Source organism: Methanobacterium bryantii (assembly GCF_002287175.1).
GTDB classification, from domain to species: domain Archaea; phylum Methanobacteriota; class Methanobacteria; order Methanobacteriales; family Methanobacteriaceae; genus Methanobacterium_D; species Methanobacterium_D bryantii.
Window position 1 is genome coordinate 74,511 of sequence record NZ_LMVM01000037.1, and the last position, 17,413, is coordinate 91,923.

Sequence of the window (17,413 nt, forward strand, 5' to 3'; positions counted from 1 at the left end):
TAGATAGATACGTTATAGATATCTATAAAATTAGTTTCTCACTGAAAAATTCAGCATTAAATATAGGCAGATCTTCATCAACAAAGATTTTTTTCCGCACAGATTTTACTTTTTCGTCTTTAACAGGGTTATATCCTTCAATTATTTCTTCTTTTTTGTAGATTCCCATACCTCTTCTCTGCCATGCTGGAAGTTCAGCTAGATTTATACCTCTTTCAAACAGGATATCATGGAGCCCGCTACTTTTTTTCTCTCTTAGAATTTCCATGGTCTCGCCTTTAGTATATTCCTTTCTTAAAGTCCAGTAAGCATATCCATTGATGCAGTTTCTCCAGGCTTCATCCTGCCTTTCTTTAAAATAGTTTACAGTGCCTTTTTCTGAAAGTGGGATTACGCGGGAATCAAATGAAATAGGCTTCTTTGTTGTTTTTGACAGGTTTTTTGTGAAACTTCCTGTAATAAAACTTGCAAAAACTGAGTCCAGCTTTTCAATCCTTCCCCCAAAGGGAATTTCAGATAATAAAATGTTTATCTCATCAGAGAATGTGTAAATAAGTGCAGGGCTGAATTCTTTAAAAAAATCTTCACATGTTTTGACCATTATGTCTTTAAACTGGTCATCATAAGGTTTTTTAAACTTTAAATCGTATGATAATTTAGAAAATGTCCTTCCATCAATCCTTATAACAATTTTGGATCCGCAGGGAACCTTCAAACTGGAAAATATTTCACATTCTCTCATAATATCAAAGTTTTCTAAAAATAAGATAGGAAAAAAATTATGTTCCTACAATTATATTTTCATTTAATCTTCTCAGAAGTTTAATTGCAGAATATGCGGCTAAAACGCTTGTTTTAGGGTTCATGGAGCACCTAACATTTTTGGTGATAGTTGTAAATTCACCTGAGTCTCCGACAACGTGAACTTCATGCATATTTCTATCAACTGAAGGGTCTGCTATTATTTTAACATCAATATCTATTCCACAGGCAATACTCAGGGCTGCTGCTACATTTATATTGGTAGGGAATTCTTTAACAGCTTCTGATGCTTTTCCTTCATAAAGAATAGTTTCCCCATCTGTTTTAATTCCAAGTGATCTGGGAGGTTTTCTGGTAATAAGCGAGGCTTCTGATATTTTTCCAATGGAAGCTGCTTTAATCCCATCTAAACCTACTATAGCGCCTGAAGGGGCATATATTTTAGCTCCTGTTGAAGTTGCAATCTTTTCAAGCCTATCTTTAAGTTCAAAATCCATTAAAGCTCCAACACTCATTATGAGAACATTTTTTCCGCTCTCCAGTACTTGAGGGATAACTTCTCCAACGGCATGAGGTGAAGCAGCTTCAATTACCAGATCAACTTTGTCCAACATATCTTCAATTTCAAGAACCACTGTTCCATCAACTTGAAGGGCTAAATTTTCTGCCCTCTCAATGTCTTTATCATAAAAGAATTTTAAATCAACGCCTAATTTACCTTCAACTGCAAAATTGGTCATGATGTTAGCTATGGCCCCGCATCCTATAATTCCTACTTTCATTTATTTTCCCTTATTTTGATGTGGTTGCTGCTGCTGGTGTGGTCGATACTTCTGGACTTATTAAAATAATATCTCCTACAGCTTGTACTCTGTCGTACTGTATGTCTATGTTGCCTTCTTCTTTTAAAGGTCTTACTTCGTCTACTTCTGGAACAAAGCGCATGCTGGTTTTAATAACATCCCTTATTCCAACACTTTTTACTTTATCTGGTGCCATTACTCTTGTTTTAAGAACTGATACCCTTCCTTTTTTAATGTTTAATACCACGTCTTGAACTCTTCCAACGTATTTTCCACGTGTTGTGTATACATCTAAATTATATAGGCTAGATAAATCGACCATTTGTTACCACCACATTTAGTTAAATAATTCTGATTATTGAATAAGGTTTGAATCATTTATCTACTTAAATATTTCGAAAATTAGCCCAATGTTTTAAAACAGGATACCTAAATGTATTAATGGAATTTTGAATCCACTAATTATAACCTATGATTAAAAATATTACATAAGTTTCACTTAATCATACTTTTTCACTATTATTTACGCCAGTGGTCATTGAAGTTATAAATTGTAAAGGACAATTATAAAGTAAATTAAAATTCTAATAATTAACTCTATAAAATAAATAAAGAAATTGAATTAATATATTACTTATAATTCGAATTTTGATAGTTATGGTGATTATATGTGGGATACAAGCAATGATTACAGATTATTAATATGTGAAAAGTCAGTAGATCTTTTTTTAAGAACCATAGAAGGAGCCAATTTAAGGGGAAGGTGGAATAAACGAGATGTTCGGCAAATAGCCCGAGATATGATCCCTGAAATTCAATCCATGTACTATTCTTATGTTGAACCTGCTGATTTAGCCAAAATGCCTCAGATTGAATCTTTAAAAGAAAAAGCAGGGAAAATAATTGAAAATTTCGGTGGGGAAAAGTGGTACAGCCATTTTTTAGATATGGTAAATAAGGAAGAAAAAATTAAATTAGAAGAAGCTATCGCTAAAATCCGTTTCTTTTTAGATACAGTTTTAAATTTAGATAAAAGATTGGCTCTTGGGCCAATAGATGACCCTATAGTTGCCATTGATATTAAAGTTGGGGATATTGTAAGTGCTGGAGAACATCCCGGTGCAGACAGTCTCTTAGTTTGTAATGTAAATATCAAAAGAGTCATAACAGTTGTAACTAATGATTTAGAAGTTAAAGAATCTAATAAGGTCGCTGTGGCAATGCTCCCACCGACAAGCTTTATGGGAATTACAAGTGAGGGAATGTTTTTAGGTGCCGGAGAAGGCGTTTTGAAAAATGTTGAAGGAGAAATAGGTGGAATGCCAAAAGGAATTCCTCTGGAAGCGTTGAATGAGGCCAGAAATTTTGTTGAAGACTTTATAAAAAAATAACATGAGTTTATTTTTTTATGCAGCAAAAACATAGTTTTTGAATGCTTCTTAAAACACTAACCTGTTTTTATGGTTTATGAACAGCAAAAATCCTCAAAAATCAGTGATTTTTGCTGCATAAAAATTATAAATTTTGACAGCATTCGGAGCATCGAAATTATGAATTTCAAATGCCACGAAACAGAAAGTTTCGATGGCACAAAAACTATGTGTTTGTAAGTTAAATTTTCTGTGGCGTCAAAAACGAAGTTTTTGACAGTGTTTGTATGTTATGTTTTTGTAGGCTTTTGAAATAAAAAATAAGCATTAATTTCTATTTTTAAATTTTAAATTGAATTTTGTTTTTAACTAACTTGAATTTTGGTAGTCTATTAAAATGATGTTATCTATAATATTTGACAAATTCCGTTTTTAAAATTCGTTTGATTTTGAATTTACCGTATTTTCGTCCTGTTAAAAGAATCGAAAAATGTATTAATGATCAAATAATAAAAACGGATACGAATTGAATAAAAAATTTAAGAAATCCTATCTAAGTAATACTTTGTTTGATTAAAGTATAATTAAATTTGAAAGCATACATCCAGTGTATGTTATGCTGGAAAACAGGAGTTCAACATATTCAAATAAAAATTAACTTGAGGAACTATTTTTGAAAAGTTGAATTTAAATGCTTTGTTAACAATAAAAACGTGTTTATACGATATATATAATTAAATAAATTCAAATTAGTCGTTAATGAATAAAAAAAATATTGTGAGTTGTTCAAAATGAAAAATGGGATTAAAACTAAAGAACAACTTATCTGCGACCTGGAAAGGGCATTACAAGATGGAAATGTTGAACTGGAACAAATTGCAGAATATGTGGTTAGTCTTAGTAAAAACAATGAAAAATTGAGGAATGAAATAAAGGAATATAAACGCACTGAAAATGCACTTCGAGAAAGTGAAGAAATGTTCCGGTTGTTATATGAAAATTCTCCTCTTCCATACCAATCATTGGATTGTAATGGTAATTTTATCGAGGTAAATCAGGCATTTCTTGATGCTATGGGTTATGCCAAGGAAGAAATCATTGGACATCCATTTACAGATATAATGGCTCCTGAATGCGCATATACATTTAAAAAACGTTTTAAAAGATTTAATGAATTAGGATATATGCGGAAATCAGAATTCAAGCTTTTATGTAAAGATAATACTCAAATAACTATACTGATTGATGGTAATATTGAATATGCAGCAGATGGTACTTTTAAGCAAACTCACTGTGTATGGATTGATATCACGGATCGGAAGCAATGGGAAGAGGCTTTAATAGAAAGCGAAGATCGGTACCGATTTTTATATGAGCACAATCCTTCAATGTACTTCACTGTGGACTGCGAAGCTGTAATACTGTCTGTAAACCAGTTTGGAGCTGAACAATTAGGATTTACAGTTCATGAGTTAGTTGGACAATCTGTATTAAAGGTGTTCCATGAAAAAGATAAAAAAGATGCTATCTTAAATATAAAACGCTGTGTTAAGAATATTGGACAATTATTCCACTGGGAACTGCGAAAAGTTCGTAGGGATGGCAGTATGATCTGGGTTAAGGAAACAGCACGTGCAGTAAAAGAAACTGGTGGGAAGATTACGATATTAATTGTATGTGAGGATATCACTGAACTTAAAGAGTTAGAAAGTATTTTAATGGAAACACAGGACACTTTGGAGTTAAAAGTCCACGAACGTACTAAAGAACTTTCAAGATGTAACATAAGACTGGAAAGCGATATTACTGAGATTAAAAGAATAGAAAGAGCTTTAAGGGAAAGTGAAGAAAAATTCAGGGCTCTTGCAGAGAATTCTCCCGATGTTATTTCAAGATTAGACAAAGAATTAAGGTATAAATATGTCAATCATGGTTCCAAAACTTTGGGATTATCCTCTGAGAATTTAATTGGTAAAAAAATTGAGGATATAACTCCATTAAATGGAATTGCTAAAATATGGGTGGAAAATGCCAGAAAGGTTTTAAAAACTGGAGAAATACAGGAAATGGAATATGAATTTCCTTCAATCCATGGATTAAAATTTTTTCATTCATATATGGTCCCAGAATATGATGATGGTGAAATAGAGTCATTACTTGTAATAAGTCATGATGTTACACAACGAAGACAGTTGGAAGAAGAATTAAAAGAAATTGTAAAAGAATTAAGGCATTCTAATGAAGAACTGCAGCAGTTTGCTTATGTAGTATCCCATGATCTTCAAGAACCTCTCAGGACGATTAGCAGTTTTACCCAGTTAATTGAAAGGCGTTATAAGAATAAGTTAGATTCGGACGCTGATGAGTTTATTGAGTATATTGTAGTTGCTGCAAAAAGGATGCAAACTTTAATTAATGATCTCCTGAACTACTCGCGTGTAGCAACAAAAAAAGGGTTCGAACTGACAGATATGGGAGATGTTCTTAAATCTGCTTTAAATAACCTTAATACTGCCATTTATGAAAATAATGCTGAAATTACCTATGAAAACCTTCCAAAAATAATGGCTGAACCCGGGCAGATGATTCAATTATTCCAGAATTTAATTGGAAATGCCATTAAATTCAGGAAACCAGAAGTCCCACCTAAAATCAATATAAAAGTCTGTAAAGATAAAAATAAGGAGGAATACATTTTCAGTATTCAGGATAATGGGATAGGGATGGAACAACAGTACGCAGAGCGTATTTTTACTATATTCCAGAGACTACATACCAAAGAAGAATATGAAGGTACAGGGATAGGTCTGGCTATTAGTAAAAAAGTGGTGGAACTTCACGGCGGGCGAATATGGGTTGAATCTAAACCTGAAAGAGGTTCAACTTTTTATTTTACGGTTCCTGCCAATTATCTTTAAGATTGAATTCAAGTTTTACACATGATTTTTCAACTTAATGCACCATATAATGTTTAATTCTCTTTTTTAAGGTTTTTACCTATATTCCATGCTTTACCTATGTTCGTACCGACTTTTCAAGGAATTTTGAAGGGTTGATCATCCAACCGCTTATTTTCATTTTTTTTAAAGAGGGTTAATAACCACAATTTTAGTTTTAGTCATATCTTCAATGGCATATTTTATGCCTTCTTTACCTAAACCGCTCATTTTACAGCCTCCAAAAGGCATGTTGTCCATACGGTATGTGGAGGGTTTGTTTACTATAATTCCTCCGGCTTCTATCTCTTTTACAGCTTTCATGGCATTGTTAATGTTATTTGTGAATATTCCTGCCTGTAATCCATATTTGGTGTTATTTGCAACTTTTACTGCTTCATCAATTCCATTTATACGGATTATTGGAGAGACGGGACCGAATGTTTCATACTGCACTATTTTCATTTTAGAATCAACATTGTCCAGGATTGTTGGCATGTATAAAGTCCCTCCACGCTTTCCACCGCATAAAAGCTCTGCCCCATCGTTTACGGATTCATTTACCCTGTTTTCAACTTCAATTGCTGCTCCTTTATTTATTAAAGGACCTACATCTGTTTCAGGATCCATAGGGTCTCCAGTAACAAGTTTTTTAGTGTTACTTACAAATTTCTGGATAAATTCATCCGCTATTTTATTGTCAAGAATCACGCGCTTTACTCCAATGCAAACCTGGCCTGCATTAAGATAAGAACCTCTTACAGCTGCTTCAGCTGCTTTTTCTATGTCTGCATCTTCAAGTACAATGAGTGGATCATTTCCCCCAAGTTCAAGTGTTAATTTTTTCATCCCTGCATGTTTAGATATATGTTCGCCGATTTCCACACTTCCAGTAAACGAGATCTTATTTACAACAGGGCTTGTTACAATCTCATCACCAATAGTTCTCCCATGCCCGGTTACAGCATTTAAAGCCCCCTCTGGAAGGTAAAAATCCATAATTTCGGCCATTTTCAGCGCAGTAAGCGGCGCTTTCATGGATGGCTTTAGAACCACGCTGTTTTTAGCTGCAATTGCTGGCGCCACTTTATGAATTGCCAGGTTTAAAGGATAATTAAAAGGAGTTATAGCAGCAACCACACCTAGGGGGAGCCTCATTGTAAAACCAATCACATTTTCTCCGCCGGCACAGGCATCCATAGGTATTGTTTCGCCGTATATGCGTTTTGATTCTTCTGCTGAAAGTAGAATAGTTTGTATGGAACGATTCACTTCCTCTATTGAATCTTTAATCGGTTTACCGCAGTCAAGGGTTATTAATTTTGCAAGGGATTTTGAATTTTTTGATAATTCTTCATGAATTCCGTATAAACTTTCTGATATTTCACGGGATGAAAGATCATTTAAGGTTTTTTTGGCCCTGTTTGCCGCAGCAAGTGCATTTTTTACATCTTCATGATTTCCTTGAGGCACTCTATCTATTACTTTATTATTGAACGGATTTCTAATTTCTATTTTCTCTGGTTTATCTATTAATTTCCCATTTATTAACATATCCATATTGTTACCACCCACTCGTAAACAATATTTAATACTAATATTATTAACACGATTATTTGTAGATATGATTAAAATGTATTATAAAAATGAGTCAATTATTAAATAAGAAAAAAGTTACATTGCAAATTGCAGTTTTAAGATGTGTTTGTAGATTTAGTTACTGTTGAATTTATTGGCTAAATTTGTTAGGGAATCATTGATATTCTTCACGTCAGTCTTGTTAATTTCGCTACCCATTCCTACTAAATAATTCCTGTAATAAATTGCTGCTATAATTGCAATTACAATTATGCCTCCAAAAATTAGTATAAGTTCAGCTGCACCTTGCCCACTTTCTTCTTTTAGCATTCCCATATTTAACACCAACTAACCTGTTCCTAAAATCTTTGGACCCAACATTTGTATTACAACAAATATCCCATAGGCTGCCGGGGCCAGTAATAATGCAAATTTAACACCTTTTTTTGCACTGCCGTATAAAACAATACCAATTAACAGTGATGCTATGATGGAATGGATGATTATATAACCGCCTGCAGCAGTCACTGCAACATCTGCAAGTGGGTTTGGTTTACCTGCAGATGCAATAAATGAATTGTATGTCATTATCATTCCGAGTGCAAAAGGGGCAGCTATGATAGCTGCAATGATAAGAAACATCACCGACATCATTACATTTGCTTTCCTTTCCCTTTGAAGTGCTAAAACAGCCCTCAAATCTTCTGCAACTGTTTCAACAACGTCAGATAGGCTTCCACCAGTTTTCTTTCCTTCTAATATCATCCTGAATGTCCTATCTAAGTTTTTAGATTTAAGACGTTCGCCCATTGCGAGTATTGCATCATCAAATGTACTTCCAATTTTAATCTCAATTACGGCCCTTTTTAATTCATCAATTAATGGGCCTTCTCCATGTCTTGAGACGTCTTCTAGAGCAGTTTCAAGACCAACACCCGCACGGAGTAAAGATGCGATCTGTCTTAAAAAATCAGGAGTTCCATTTTCAATAGCATCGACTCTGCGTTCCATCATGAAAAATATCCAAACACCTATAATTATGGTGGGTATTACGAAACCAGCTAATGCACCTAAAATGGGGTTTATGCCAAGTAATAATGATAAAACAGCTGCGAGTGCGGCTAACCCAATTGCAATTATGAGATCTAGAGTTATAATATCTGAAGCTTTAACATACATTCCACTTCTTATAAGCATTTCCTGCATCATAACAGCATATTTTTCGGGTACAACGTTGTCAATAATGTTAGATACTGGAGATAATGCACTGGGTATAATTGCCATTTTTCCACCTTATTTAATATTTTATTTCCTATATAAATAATAGGCTGGTTCAAAGTGTTACATGTATACTTTCATTTTGATATAAGAAGCGGTATAAAAGTATTAATTTGAAATGCCTTATCATATCTTTAACAGTAGTTTATCAACGCTATACAATATAATATTTCCTATTTTTATACTTCTATAATCAACATAAAACTTTTATCTTTAGTTTAAATGGATACCTATGTAAAATAGATTTAATCACATTATATTTCACTATTATCTATACAATTAAAACGTAAATTATTTATTAAAGAGTTATAAATGGATAAATATTATATTTTTAGGATCACAATGATTATATTCATGTATATTGGAATTGTTTTTCGTTTTATTGGATTAAGAGAATTAAATTTATGGGGGTAATAATTTATTTCTGTTATTGTGAGTTAAGTCACCAAAGGGGTACTGGATTGTTTTTGATATATTGGGACTTAGTTCATTAAACATTAAAAGGTTAAAAATCAGTTAAATACATTTTTTAGTTATAGTGTGGTTATGATTATATAAAAATTTATATCTAGTTATAACTCTTATTTTGCCAGTATTATCTTTAATAAGCTCAGTATTTTATTCCAATAATATTAAATTTTATAAATAAAGTATTACATAGGAAATTCTAAAGTGGAGGTTGATAGTATGGCTCAATTTAAACCATTTGAAATGGATGGAATTCCTGTGGAATCAGAATATATGAACTGGGAAGAAGTAATTCAGGAACCGTATGACAAAATGGACGTAGATCCTTATACTCGTACTAGAGTTATTTTAATGAATGGAATCGAGACTAATTCTGTATTAACATCTCATGCCGTGGAAAGAATGGCCGATAATCCTGAAATTAAGAAGCAAATGGCTGAAATACGTCGTGCAGACTCTCAACAGCAGCAGACTGTAGACTGGCTTAATCCTCCTGATCAAACCATATTGGAAACTACCCTCGGTTATGAACAAGTTGCTGTAGATCTTACAGCAAACCTGGCTCAACACGAACCAGATTCCTATGTGAAAAGTACACTGGATTTTGCACTGCTTGAAGATTTTGACCATCTTTATAGATATGGATGTTTAATGCAGATACTGAATAGTGAAGACCCTGAACAGATAACTAAAGGAAAAACTGACATTAAACCTGGAAGACCTACCAGTATGGAGCACAGACATCCTGATGATTCCATGAGAAATCATTATGACAAGGATGAGGCCGAACTCAAGACAAAAATGAATTATATCACTATTACTTCCGGTGAACAGCAAACTGAACTATTCTACAAATCCCATGGAAACATGTGCAGTGATGATCTGGCACGTAGACTGTATTCCGAAATTGCAGAAATTGAAGAACAGCATGTAACTCAATATGGGCTATTGGGTGATCCAAATGAGACTATGCTCGAAAAAGTAGCAATGATACAACTTAACGAAGCGTATAACTATTGTTCAGCCGCTTTAACAGAGCCAAACCGAAGGATAAGAAGGTTATGGGAACACTTTGCGCAGATGGAAATCACCCACTTCAACATGTGTGCAGATTTAATTAAAAAACATGAAGGCAGAAACATTGAAGATATCATGCAGGCTGATTCGATTAGGCCTATGATAACTTTTGAACCCAATAAAAAGTACGTAGATAAAGTCTTAGAAGAGCAGATTGATCTCATGCCTTATAATATGGAATTTGTGCATCTTGCAGATTTACCTGATAACTGGCCGTCATTCCAGTATGAAAAAAAGGTCAACTCAGACCGCATCCCTTCAGAAGAAGTTGTAAAAGGTCTTGATGGCGGATTAGCAGAAAAAGAGAATGTAGAAATATACCAGAACTTCAGAAGACAGATGAATGAGAGAATTCAAAGTTCTAACGCTAAATAAATGGTATCAATTTAAAACTTAATTTCTTTTTTATTTAAATGAGTTCTTAACTTAATCATGCAAAAACTCAATGATAAGGTTCTAATATAATTTAAAATAAACTGAATCTTGATTTTAATATAGATCTTTTTTATTTAATGGCCAGTACACTAACTATTTTTCTAAATAAAATTCCTTCAGAATTTTAAGTCCTGATGAATTTAATTATCAAAATAAATGTCCGCTTTGACTTATTATAAATAAATGAGCTTAAGTACATTGAAATAATCAGATTAATAGATTACAGCTATTTTCAGCGGTTTAGTCTATATTTAAATATAAAGTAGGGAATAATTTAGGTATATTATAAATTAATTTAATAGTGGGGATTTATATTGAATAAAACATTAAAAAGAGGACAACTGAAAAAAGAATTATCTATATTTTTAATCATTACCTTTGTAGCGACTTATATTCTTCAATTTTTTATTTATAGTATCGCTGGTTACATACCATCTCCACCTTCTCAAATATGGGTCGCCACGCTGGTATTGAGCATGTTTATACCTGCCACTGCGGCCATAATCTGTATTATTTACTTCAAATCTAGTGCCCTTACCAGGGAATCAAAAATTGTATTTACATTCTTCTTACTTTATGTTGTTTTATTTTCCTTTGAGAACTATTATCAGCCAGTAATGGGGAGTGTAATGGATCAGCCTGTTCTTTCAACCATTGTTGCAGTTTTAGGGATGTTAGCTGTAATACTGTTGAACTTGAAAAAGAAGTGGAGAAACGGCCTGAAAGCTTCAAAATTATCCTTTGGCAGGAACCGTAAATATTACCTCATTTTGCCATTAACTGTTCTTTTAATACTTATTTTTCAGGGTATTATAGTTTATTTCAGTGGTTTAGGCGTTCCTGCTGCGGAATTTAACATTTACACATTCTTCGTAACATTGATACCTTATTTAATTTTTTCTTTCTTTACAATATGGGCATGGTATTTTGGAGAAGAATTTGGGTGGAGAGTATACCTCCAGGACAGATTATTTCCTCTTTTAGGCAGTTATAAGGGTGTTCTGGTACTGGGTATCATATGGGGTGCATGGCATTATCCAATGAATGCAATGGGCTATAATTTTCCAGGACAGCCCATTCTAGGTAATGTTTTAATGACAATTTTCACCATTGTAATGGGTATTATTTTAAGTTATGCAGTTTTAAAAACTGGAAGTGTCTGGGCAGCAATAATAATACATCTATTTAATAATAAAGCAGGTAATATCGTGGCAGCATATCTTGCTTATTCCAGTAATGGTTTAATGGGTAATATTATGGGCAGTGTACTTCTGGGAATATTTGCACTGATTCTTTTGAGATCTAAAGTCTGGAAAAGAGTTGAAAAGGTCCCCAAAATTCAATGAATATACAATAGTTAGATGTAAATTATGGAAAATAATATGGTTCTTAGGTATGAAACGCCTTTAATAGAGGGAATTATAGAAAGGAGAAAAAGTCAGTTTACAATTGACGTTTTTATTGATAATGAAGTGGTGACATGTCATTGCCGACAACTGGAAGGATTGGAAATATTGATCTATCAGGAATACCTTGTTTACTATCTAAAGTAATGATCCAAAGCGTAAAACGCCTTATGCTGTGGAAGCAGTTTCACTGGATCTACCTGAATCGAATGAAAAATCATGGATTGGGATTAATCAGAATGCTGCCAATCGATATGTGGAAAATGCTCGGGGTAAAGGTTTATTCCAGGACATGGTTAGTGGATATGGGGCAGTGCTTCGTGAACAGGTGCTGAGAATTTCTAAACTTGATTTTCTTTTTGGAAATACTTATATTGAAGTAAAAACTCCATTATTAAGTATGAAGCTACCTTATCTGAACATATTAAGACGAAAAAGGTTGGAAAGTTTAACTCTACAGAACGTTTTATTAAGCATATCAACGAGCTTGCAGGCATTCTTGTAAGTAATCAAGTAATTCTCTTAGTCTGTTTTATTTATGATAATCATGGATTTAATGTTGAAGTCAGGAGTACGGGCAGTGATTTTGTGGAAAGTGAAGTGCAGAAATGTATTTCAAATGGAATTGAAATCTGGCAGGTAAATTTCAGCATTTCAAAAGATGGGGGTAAGATTAATTTAAGTATTTGGTAACATATAACTTTATGAAGAAAGATTAGGATAGTTATTGTGTATTTTATAAATGGCCTATGGAAAAAGATAGCATAATATATATCTTTATAAAAAAAAATGATTAGTTTCCTATTTTAAGTAATGACTCGATATTTTTAATATGGTTAAAATTTAAAATAACAGTACTTATATTGTGAGATATAATAATATGTAGATGGAAAATACTTGATAGAGATTTTCTTAAGCAATTATAAATGAGTAAAAATTAAATTAATTTTGATCGGTGATAATATGGCAGAAATAAAACAATTAATAGTTGGTATAACCCGAGAGGGCGATATAATCGTTAAAAGTGGAAGAGGCAAAATGTATTCTGTTAAAAAAATTCCAGGTTTAAAATTCACTTGTGAGGATTTATTCCAGGATGTAGAAAAAGAGTTATACGCCACTATTGATACAGACGTTCAACCTTGGGAATGTATCGCTATAGAATAATTAGAGCGAATAATCATATAAAATAAAATTATATTTTAATATTATTTTTTTTAATATCTGGTTTAAAGAATATCATATACCTCATTTATTTTTAGATTTTAAAGATTAAATTCAATTAAATTTAACTAGTTTTAGCCAAAAAGTCATTATATTAAATTAAAGATTCCCATTTGCAGTGCTCGAACACAAAATAGGCAAAAATTTTATTCTCTTTTAAGAGTTCTTTTGTTCACATTATTAATATCAGCAGTTCTACATAAACATTTATATTCTTGATAGTGTTAGTAATACATAAACTTCCCAATAACTAATTAATTGGGTTGTTATTATTAACTTAATTAAATTTCAAGGTTTATACTCAAGTTTAGGATTATATATGCTATATTACATGAAAAAATGCATTTGGATATCTATTTGAGTCATATAATTTAAATTCAAGGGCAGTAATTTTAAATAATTATTTTAATAATTATTAAAGTTAATTATGGAGGTAATGACTTGGAAATGAATTTCACGTCTACAATATGTCCTTATTGCGGGTGTGGATGTGGTTTAAACCTTGTTACTGTGGATGGTAAAATAAAGGGCGTTGAACCCTGGAAAAGAAGTCCTGTAAATGAGGGAAACTCTGTCCTAAGGGGAATTATTCCTATGAATTCATCAACCACGATGATAGGCTTAAATATCACTTAATTAAAGAAAATGATGGCTTTAAAAAGGCAACATGGGGCAAAGCTCTCAGTTTAATTGCTTCTAAACTTAAAAAGATTAAAAAAGAAGATCCGGATGCTCTTGGATTTTTAGGATCTGCCAGATGCACCAATGAAGATAATTATATTTTTCAAAAGTTTGCCCGGACGGTAATAGGCACAAATAACGTTGATAACTGTGCAAATCTATGCCACGGCCCTTCAATTATGGGGTTAAACCTTACTTTTGGTTCCGGAGCTATGACAAATTCTATTGATGATCTGGAAGAATCAGACTGCATTTTTATTATTGGATCAAACCCCCTTGAACAGCATCCCTTAATTGGAAGAAGGGTGTTAATGGCAAAAAGGAAAGGGGCAAAAATTATTGTGGTGGACCCAAGGTACACCAGCATTGCCCGGTTTGCAGACCTATTTTTACCTCTTAAACCCGGAACAGACGTGGCGCTGATAAATTTTCTGATGAATGTCATACTGGAAGAAGGCCTTGAAGATAATGAATTCATTAATAAAAGAACAAAGAATTTTGAAGAGCTTGAGAAGCATATAACAGAATTCAGTCCTTATAAAGTGGAAAAGATCACAGGTACACCCGAAAACCTCATAAAAGAAGCGGCAATAATGTACGGGCAGGCTGATAATGCTGTAATTCTTTACTGTCTGGGGATAACTGAACATGTAAATGGAACTGATAATGTCATTTCACTGTCAAACCTGGCCATGCTCACTGGAAATATTGGAAAGAGGGGATCGGGGTTAAACCCGTTGAGGGGTCAAAATAATGTTCAGGGCTCCTGCGACATGGGTGTTCTCCCTTATTTTTATCCCGGATATCAAAAAGTAATCATTGATGAAAACAGAAAGAAAATGGAAGACACATGGCAGTGCGGAGAATTAAATTATCTGCCAGGCATTCAACTTTCAGAAATGATGGAAGCTGCCTATGAAGGGACTATTAAAGGATTGTATTTGATGGGTGAAAATCCAATGGTAGCTGATCCTGATTTAAGACATAAAAGAATCACTGGAAAGATTAGAACTCCTTGTGGTTCAGGATATTTTTTTAACTGAAACTGCTGAACTTGCAGATTTTGTTTTACCTGCAGCCTGCTTTGCAGAAAAAAATGGTACATTTACCAACACGGAAAGAAGGGTAAGGCGCGTAAGAAAGGCAGCTAATTCTCCAGGTGAAGCCATGGAAGACTGGATGATAATCAGTAGGCGGGCACGTGAAATGGGTTCAGGTCTATTTAACTTTAAAGATTCGGGGGAAATTTTTAGTGAAATAAGAAAAGTGACACCGCAATATGGGGGTATGGACTTATCCCGAATTAATACGCCTGAAGGTTTACAGTGGCCATGCCCAACAGAGGATCATCCAGGCACAGCAATTTTACACCAGGACAGTTTTTCTACTCCCGATGGAAAAGGTGTATTTTATAAAATAAAACCCAATAATTCAATTGAAATACAAAATCTGGAATACCCTTTTATTTTAACCACTGGAAGAGTTGTTTTCCAATTTCAAACTGGTACCATGACCATGAGATCAGAAACTTTAACAAAACAATATCCAGAGAGCTATGTGGAGATAAATGATGGAGATGCCAATGTTTTAGGAGTTATGAACGGTGAAAAACTCAATATTTCTTCAAAGATAGGTGACATTGATATCAAAGCCAGGATAACTCCAGATATAACTCCAGGAGTTATATTTGTTCCTTTCCATTTTGCTGAAGGAGAAGAAGTGATAAACATTTTGACATGTGCTGAATTCATTGATCCTGTTTCAAAGATGCCTTCCCTTAAGTTATGCCCTGTAAAAATTAAAAAGTCGTGAACACTTAATAAGGTGAATTTTATGGTTCAAATAGGAGATAAATTTTATTCAAATGCTGTAAACCACATGATAGCGGAGAAAGGTGAATCTGGAGGGTCTTTAACTGCATTATACAAATTTTTACTTGAAGAATGCATTGTTGACGCTGTTCTTGCAGTTAAAAGCGGCGCTGATATTTATGATGCTGTCCCTGTTTTAATAGATAACCCTGAAGATGTAGTGGAATCTGCAGGTGCTCTTCACTGTGGGACCCTTAACCTGGCGGTCATACTTGAAAAATATTTGGGAGGAGCTTTTGATATTAAAATTGCAGTTACAACTAAACCATGCGATGCAATGGCAATCAACGAATTAATAAAGAGGGGTAGAATAGCCAGAAAAAATATTATCATGCTGGGAATTAACTGTGGGGGGGGGGGGGAATTTGCCCCTGGTTCCCACTATAAAAATGTTAGAAAACCATGAAATTGACCCTGATGCGGTTCTTAATGAAGAAGTAAGTAAAGGTAAATTTATAGTCGAAATTGAAGGGGGCCTAAGGGAAGAAATCAGTATAGATGAGCTGGAAGAAGAAGATAATGGCAGGAGAGAAAACTGCAGGAGGTGTGAATTCAACATACCTAGAACTGCAGATCTGGCATTTGGAAATTGGGGAGTAATTGGCAGCAGCAAAAAAAAAATAGTTTTATTGAAGTGCTAACTGTTACTGGTACCAGAATATTGGATGAAGCTTTAAATAAAGGCATATTAAACCTGGAGAAGGCACTAGCAGATGGTATTGAAGTAAGGGAAAAAATTGATAAGATAATGGTAAATCAAGCTAAAAAGTGGCAGGAGAAAATGTTCAGCCACGCGGAGGGCGAATTTTTAGCTGTTCTCTTTAAATATGAAGATGATCTTTCTAGGTGCATTAAATGTTTTGCATGTAAAGACTCATGCCCTATATGTTACTGCAGCGACTGCAGCTTAAAATCTGAAATTCCAGAATGGGTGAATAATACAGAAATCCCTCCTAAACCTTTATTTCACATGGAAAGACTTATGCACATGGTAGATTCATGTATAAACTGCGGGCAGTGTGAAGACGTATGCCCTGCAGATATTCCTTTATCTAAAATAAGTCATGAAATTAACGGTAATTTAAGAGAAATGTTTGATTATACTCCTGGAATAGATGATGCACTTCCGCCATTTTCGTACTTTTTAATAAAAAGAGACTAAGAGATTGAGGGTAAATATGAAAATAACCGAAAAGATAGATGATAACATATGTAAATTATTTTTAGATGGTAAATTACATGCATATCATTCCATTGAACTTGAAAAGTGCGTAAATAGGGTTATTCATAGTGGCTGCACCTGTTTACTGTTAAATTTCAAGGGTGTGGACTATATCAGTAGCTCCGGACTGAGGGTAGTACTTTCCTCTTTAAAACAGCTTAAAAAATCAGGTGGTAAAATGGTACTTTCCAACCTCCATCCATATGTAATGGAAGTTTTTGAAATATCGGGATTTAAGCAGATTTTTGAAATCTATGGAAGTGAAGAGGAAGCCTTAAAGTCATTTGAAGTTTAAATAACAA

Annotated in this window: 18 protein-coding genes and 1 pseudogene; 13 read left to right on the forward strand and 6 right to left on the reverse strand. The window is 33.6% G+C overall.

Annotated features, from left to right (window positions below):
* Positions 1–22 precede the first annotated feature (22 nt).
* From ASJ80_RS12355 to ASJ80_RS12365, 3 genes are read right to left on the reverse strand one after another with little or no spacing between them, the layout of a single operon-like run.
* Complete coding sequence (locus tag ASJ80_RS12355) at positions 23–742, reverse strand: tRNA(His) guanylyltransferase Thg1 family protein (RefSeq protein WP_069583852.1); 720 nt, start codon at positions 740–742, stop codon at positions 23–25.
* A 37-nt stretch (positions 743–779) separates the two neighbouring features.
* Entirely contained in the window at positions 780–1,544 is a 765-nt protein-coding gene (locus tag ASJ80_RS12360; protein ID WP_069583851.1) for an aspartate dehydrogenase, read from the reverse strand.
* Positions 1,545–1,554: 10 nt separating this feature from the next.
* Entirely contained in the window at positions 1,555–1,887 is a 333-nt protein-coding gene (locus ASJ80_RS12365; protein WP_048082962.1) for a PRC-barrel domain-containing protein, read from the reverse strand.
* Positions 1,888–2,233: 346 nt separating this feature from the next.
* On the opposite strand from ASJ80_RS12365, the gene ASJ80_RS12370 reads away from it, so the two are divergent.
* Together ASJ80_RS12370 and ASJ80_RS12375 are read left to right on the forward strand one after the other, a co-directional pair.
* Positions 2,234–2,956, forward strand: a complete 723-nt coding sequence (locus ASJ80_RS12370) for a tRNA-binding protein (protein WP_069583850.1) — start codon at positions 2,234–2,236, stop codon at positions 2,954–2,956.
* Between the two features lie 770 nt (positions 2,957–3,726).
* Positions 3,727–5,853 carry a PAS domain-containing sensor histidine kinase gene (locus ASJ80_RS12375; protein WP_069583849.1) on the forward strand — a complete coding sequence of 709 codons (2,127 nt, stop codon included), beginning with the start codon at positions 3,727–3,729 and terminating at the stop codon, positions 5,851–5,853.
* 165 nt (positions 5,854–6,018) lie between these two features.
* Here the strand turns inward: ASJ80_RS12375 and ASJ80_RS12380 are convergent, their stop codons facing one another.
* From ASJ80_RS12380 to ASJ80_RS12390, 3 genes are all read right to left on the reverse strand, one after another.
* Positions 6,019–7,431, reverse strand: coding sequence for a lactaldehyde dehydrogenase (locus tag ASJ80_RS12380; protein WP_069583848.1), 1,413 nt, complete (start codon positions 7,429–7,431; stop codon positions 6,019–6,021).
* A 153-nt stretch (positions 7,432–7,584) separates the two neighbouring features.
* On the reverse strand, positions 7,585–7,785 hold the full coding sequence (locus tag ASJ80_RS12385) for a class III signal peptide-containing protein (protein WP_069583847.1): 201 nt from the start codon (positions 7,783–7,785) through the stop codon (positions 7,585–7,587).
* A 12-nt stretch (positions 7,786–7,797) separates the two neighbouring features.
* On the reverse strand, positions 7,798–8,733 hold the full coding sequence (locus ASJ80_RS12390) for a type II secretion system F family protein (protein WP_069583846.1): 936 nt from the start codon (positions 8,731–8,733) through the stop codon (positions 7,798–7,800).
* A gap of 681 nt (positions 8,734–9,414) precedes the next feature.
* Here ASJ80_RS12390 and ASJ80_RS12395 point away from each other — a divergent pair.
* The 11 genes and pseudogenes from ASJ80_RS12395 to ASJ80_RS12425 all read left to right on the forward strand — a co-directional run bounded on the left by ASJ80_RS12395 (position 9,415) and on the right by ASJ80_RS12425 (position 17,406).
* A complete protein-coding gene (locus ASJ80_RS12395) occupies positions 9,415–10,647 on the forward strand; it encodes a hypothetical protein (RefSeq protein WP_069583845.1) in 1,233 nt (410 codons plus the stop codon).
* Between the two features lie 374 nt (positions 10,648–11,021).
* Entirely contained in the window at positions 11,022–12,053 is a 1,032-nt protein-coding gene (locus tag ASJ80_RS12400; protein WP_095652093.1) for a CPBP family intramembrane glutamic endopeptidase, read from the forward strand.
* A 36-nt stretch (positions 12,054–12,089) separates the two neighbouring features.
* Positions 12,090–12,260 carry a hypothetical protein gene (locus tag ASJ80_RS17340; RefSeq protein ID WP_218105056.1) on the forward strand — a complete coding sequence of 57 codons (171 nt, stop codon included), beginning with the start codon at positions 12,090–12,092 and terminating at the stop codon, positions 12,258–12,260.
* 28 nt (positions 12,261–12,288) lie between these two features.
* Positions 12,289–12,618, forward strand: coding sequence for a PDDEXK family nuclease (locus ASJ80_RS17345; RefSeq protein ID WP_218105055.1), 330 nt, complete (start codon positions 12,289–12,291; stop codon positions 12,616–12,618).
* Positions 12,609–12,806: a hypothetical protein gene (locus tag ASJ80_RS17350; protein WP_245837581.1), complete on the forward strand. Its 198-nt coding sequence runs from the start codon at positions 12,609–12,611 to the stop codon at positions 12,804–12,806. The genes ASJ80_RS17345 and ASJ80_RS17350 overlap by 10 nt, the downstream gene beginning before the upstream one ends.
* 270 nt (positions 12,807–13,076) lie before the next feature.
* Entirely contained in the window at positions 13,077–13,280 is a 204-nt protein-coding gene (locus ASJ80_RS12410) for a hypothetical protein (protein WP_048082955.1), read from the forward strand.
* Between the two features lie 504 nt (positions 13,281–13,784).
* Positions 13,785–15,830, forward strand: a pseudogene (gene fdhF / locus ASJ80_RS17700) (formate dehydrogenase subunit alpha).
* A 21-nt stretch (positions 15,831–15,851) separates the two neighbouring features.
* A complete protein-coding gene (locus ASJ80_RS17795; protein ID WP_338036871.1) occupies positions 15,852–16,295 on the forward strand; it encodes a coenzyme F420 hydrogenase/dehydrogenase beta subunit N-terminal domain-containing protein in 444 nt (147 codons plus the stop codon).
* Positions 16,279–16,530 (forward strand): Coenzyme F420 hydrogenase/dehydrogenase, beta subunit C-terminal domain, encoded by a 252-nt coding sequence (locus ASJ80_RS17800; RefSeq protein ID WP_176720208.1) that lies wholly within the window; start codon positions 16,279–16,281, stop codon positions 16,528–16,530. The genes ASJ80_RS17795 and ASJ80_RS17800 overlap by 17 nt, the downstream gene beginning before the upstream one ends.
* Positions 16,524–17,051 carry a 4Fe-4S dicluster domain-containing protein gene (locus tag ASJ80_RS17805; protein WP_069583185.1) on the forward strand — a complete coding sequence of 176 codons (528 nt, stop codon included), beginning with the start codon at positions 16,524–16,526 and terminating at the stop codon, positions 17,049–17,051. Before ASJ80_RS17800 ends, ASJ80_RS17805 begins: the two co-directional genes overlap by 7 nt.
* A gap of 16 nt (positions 17,052–17,067) precedes the next feature.
* Positions 17,068–17,406: an STAS domain-containing protein gene (locus ASJ80_RS12425; protein ID WP_069583184.1), complete on the forward strand. Its 339-nt coding sequence runs from the start codon at positions 17,068–17,070 to the stop codon at positions 17,404–17,406.
* Positions 17,407–17,413 lie beyond the last annotated feature (7 nt).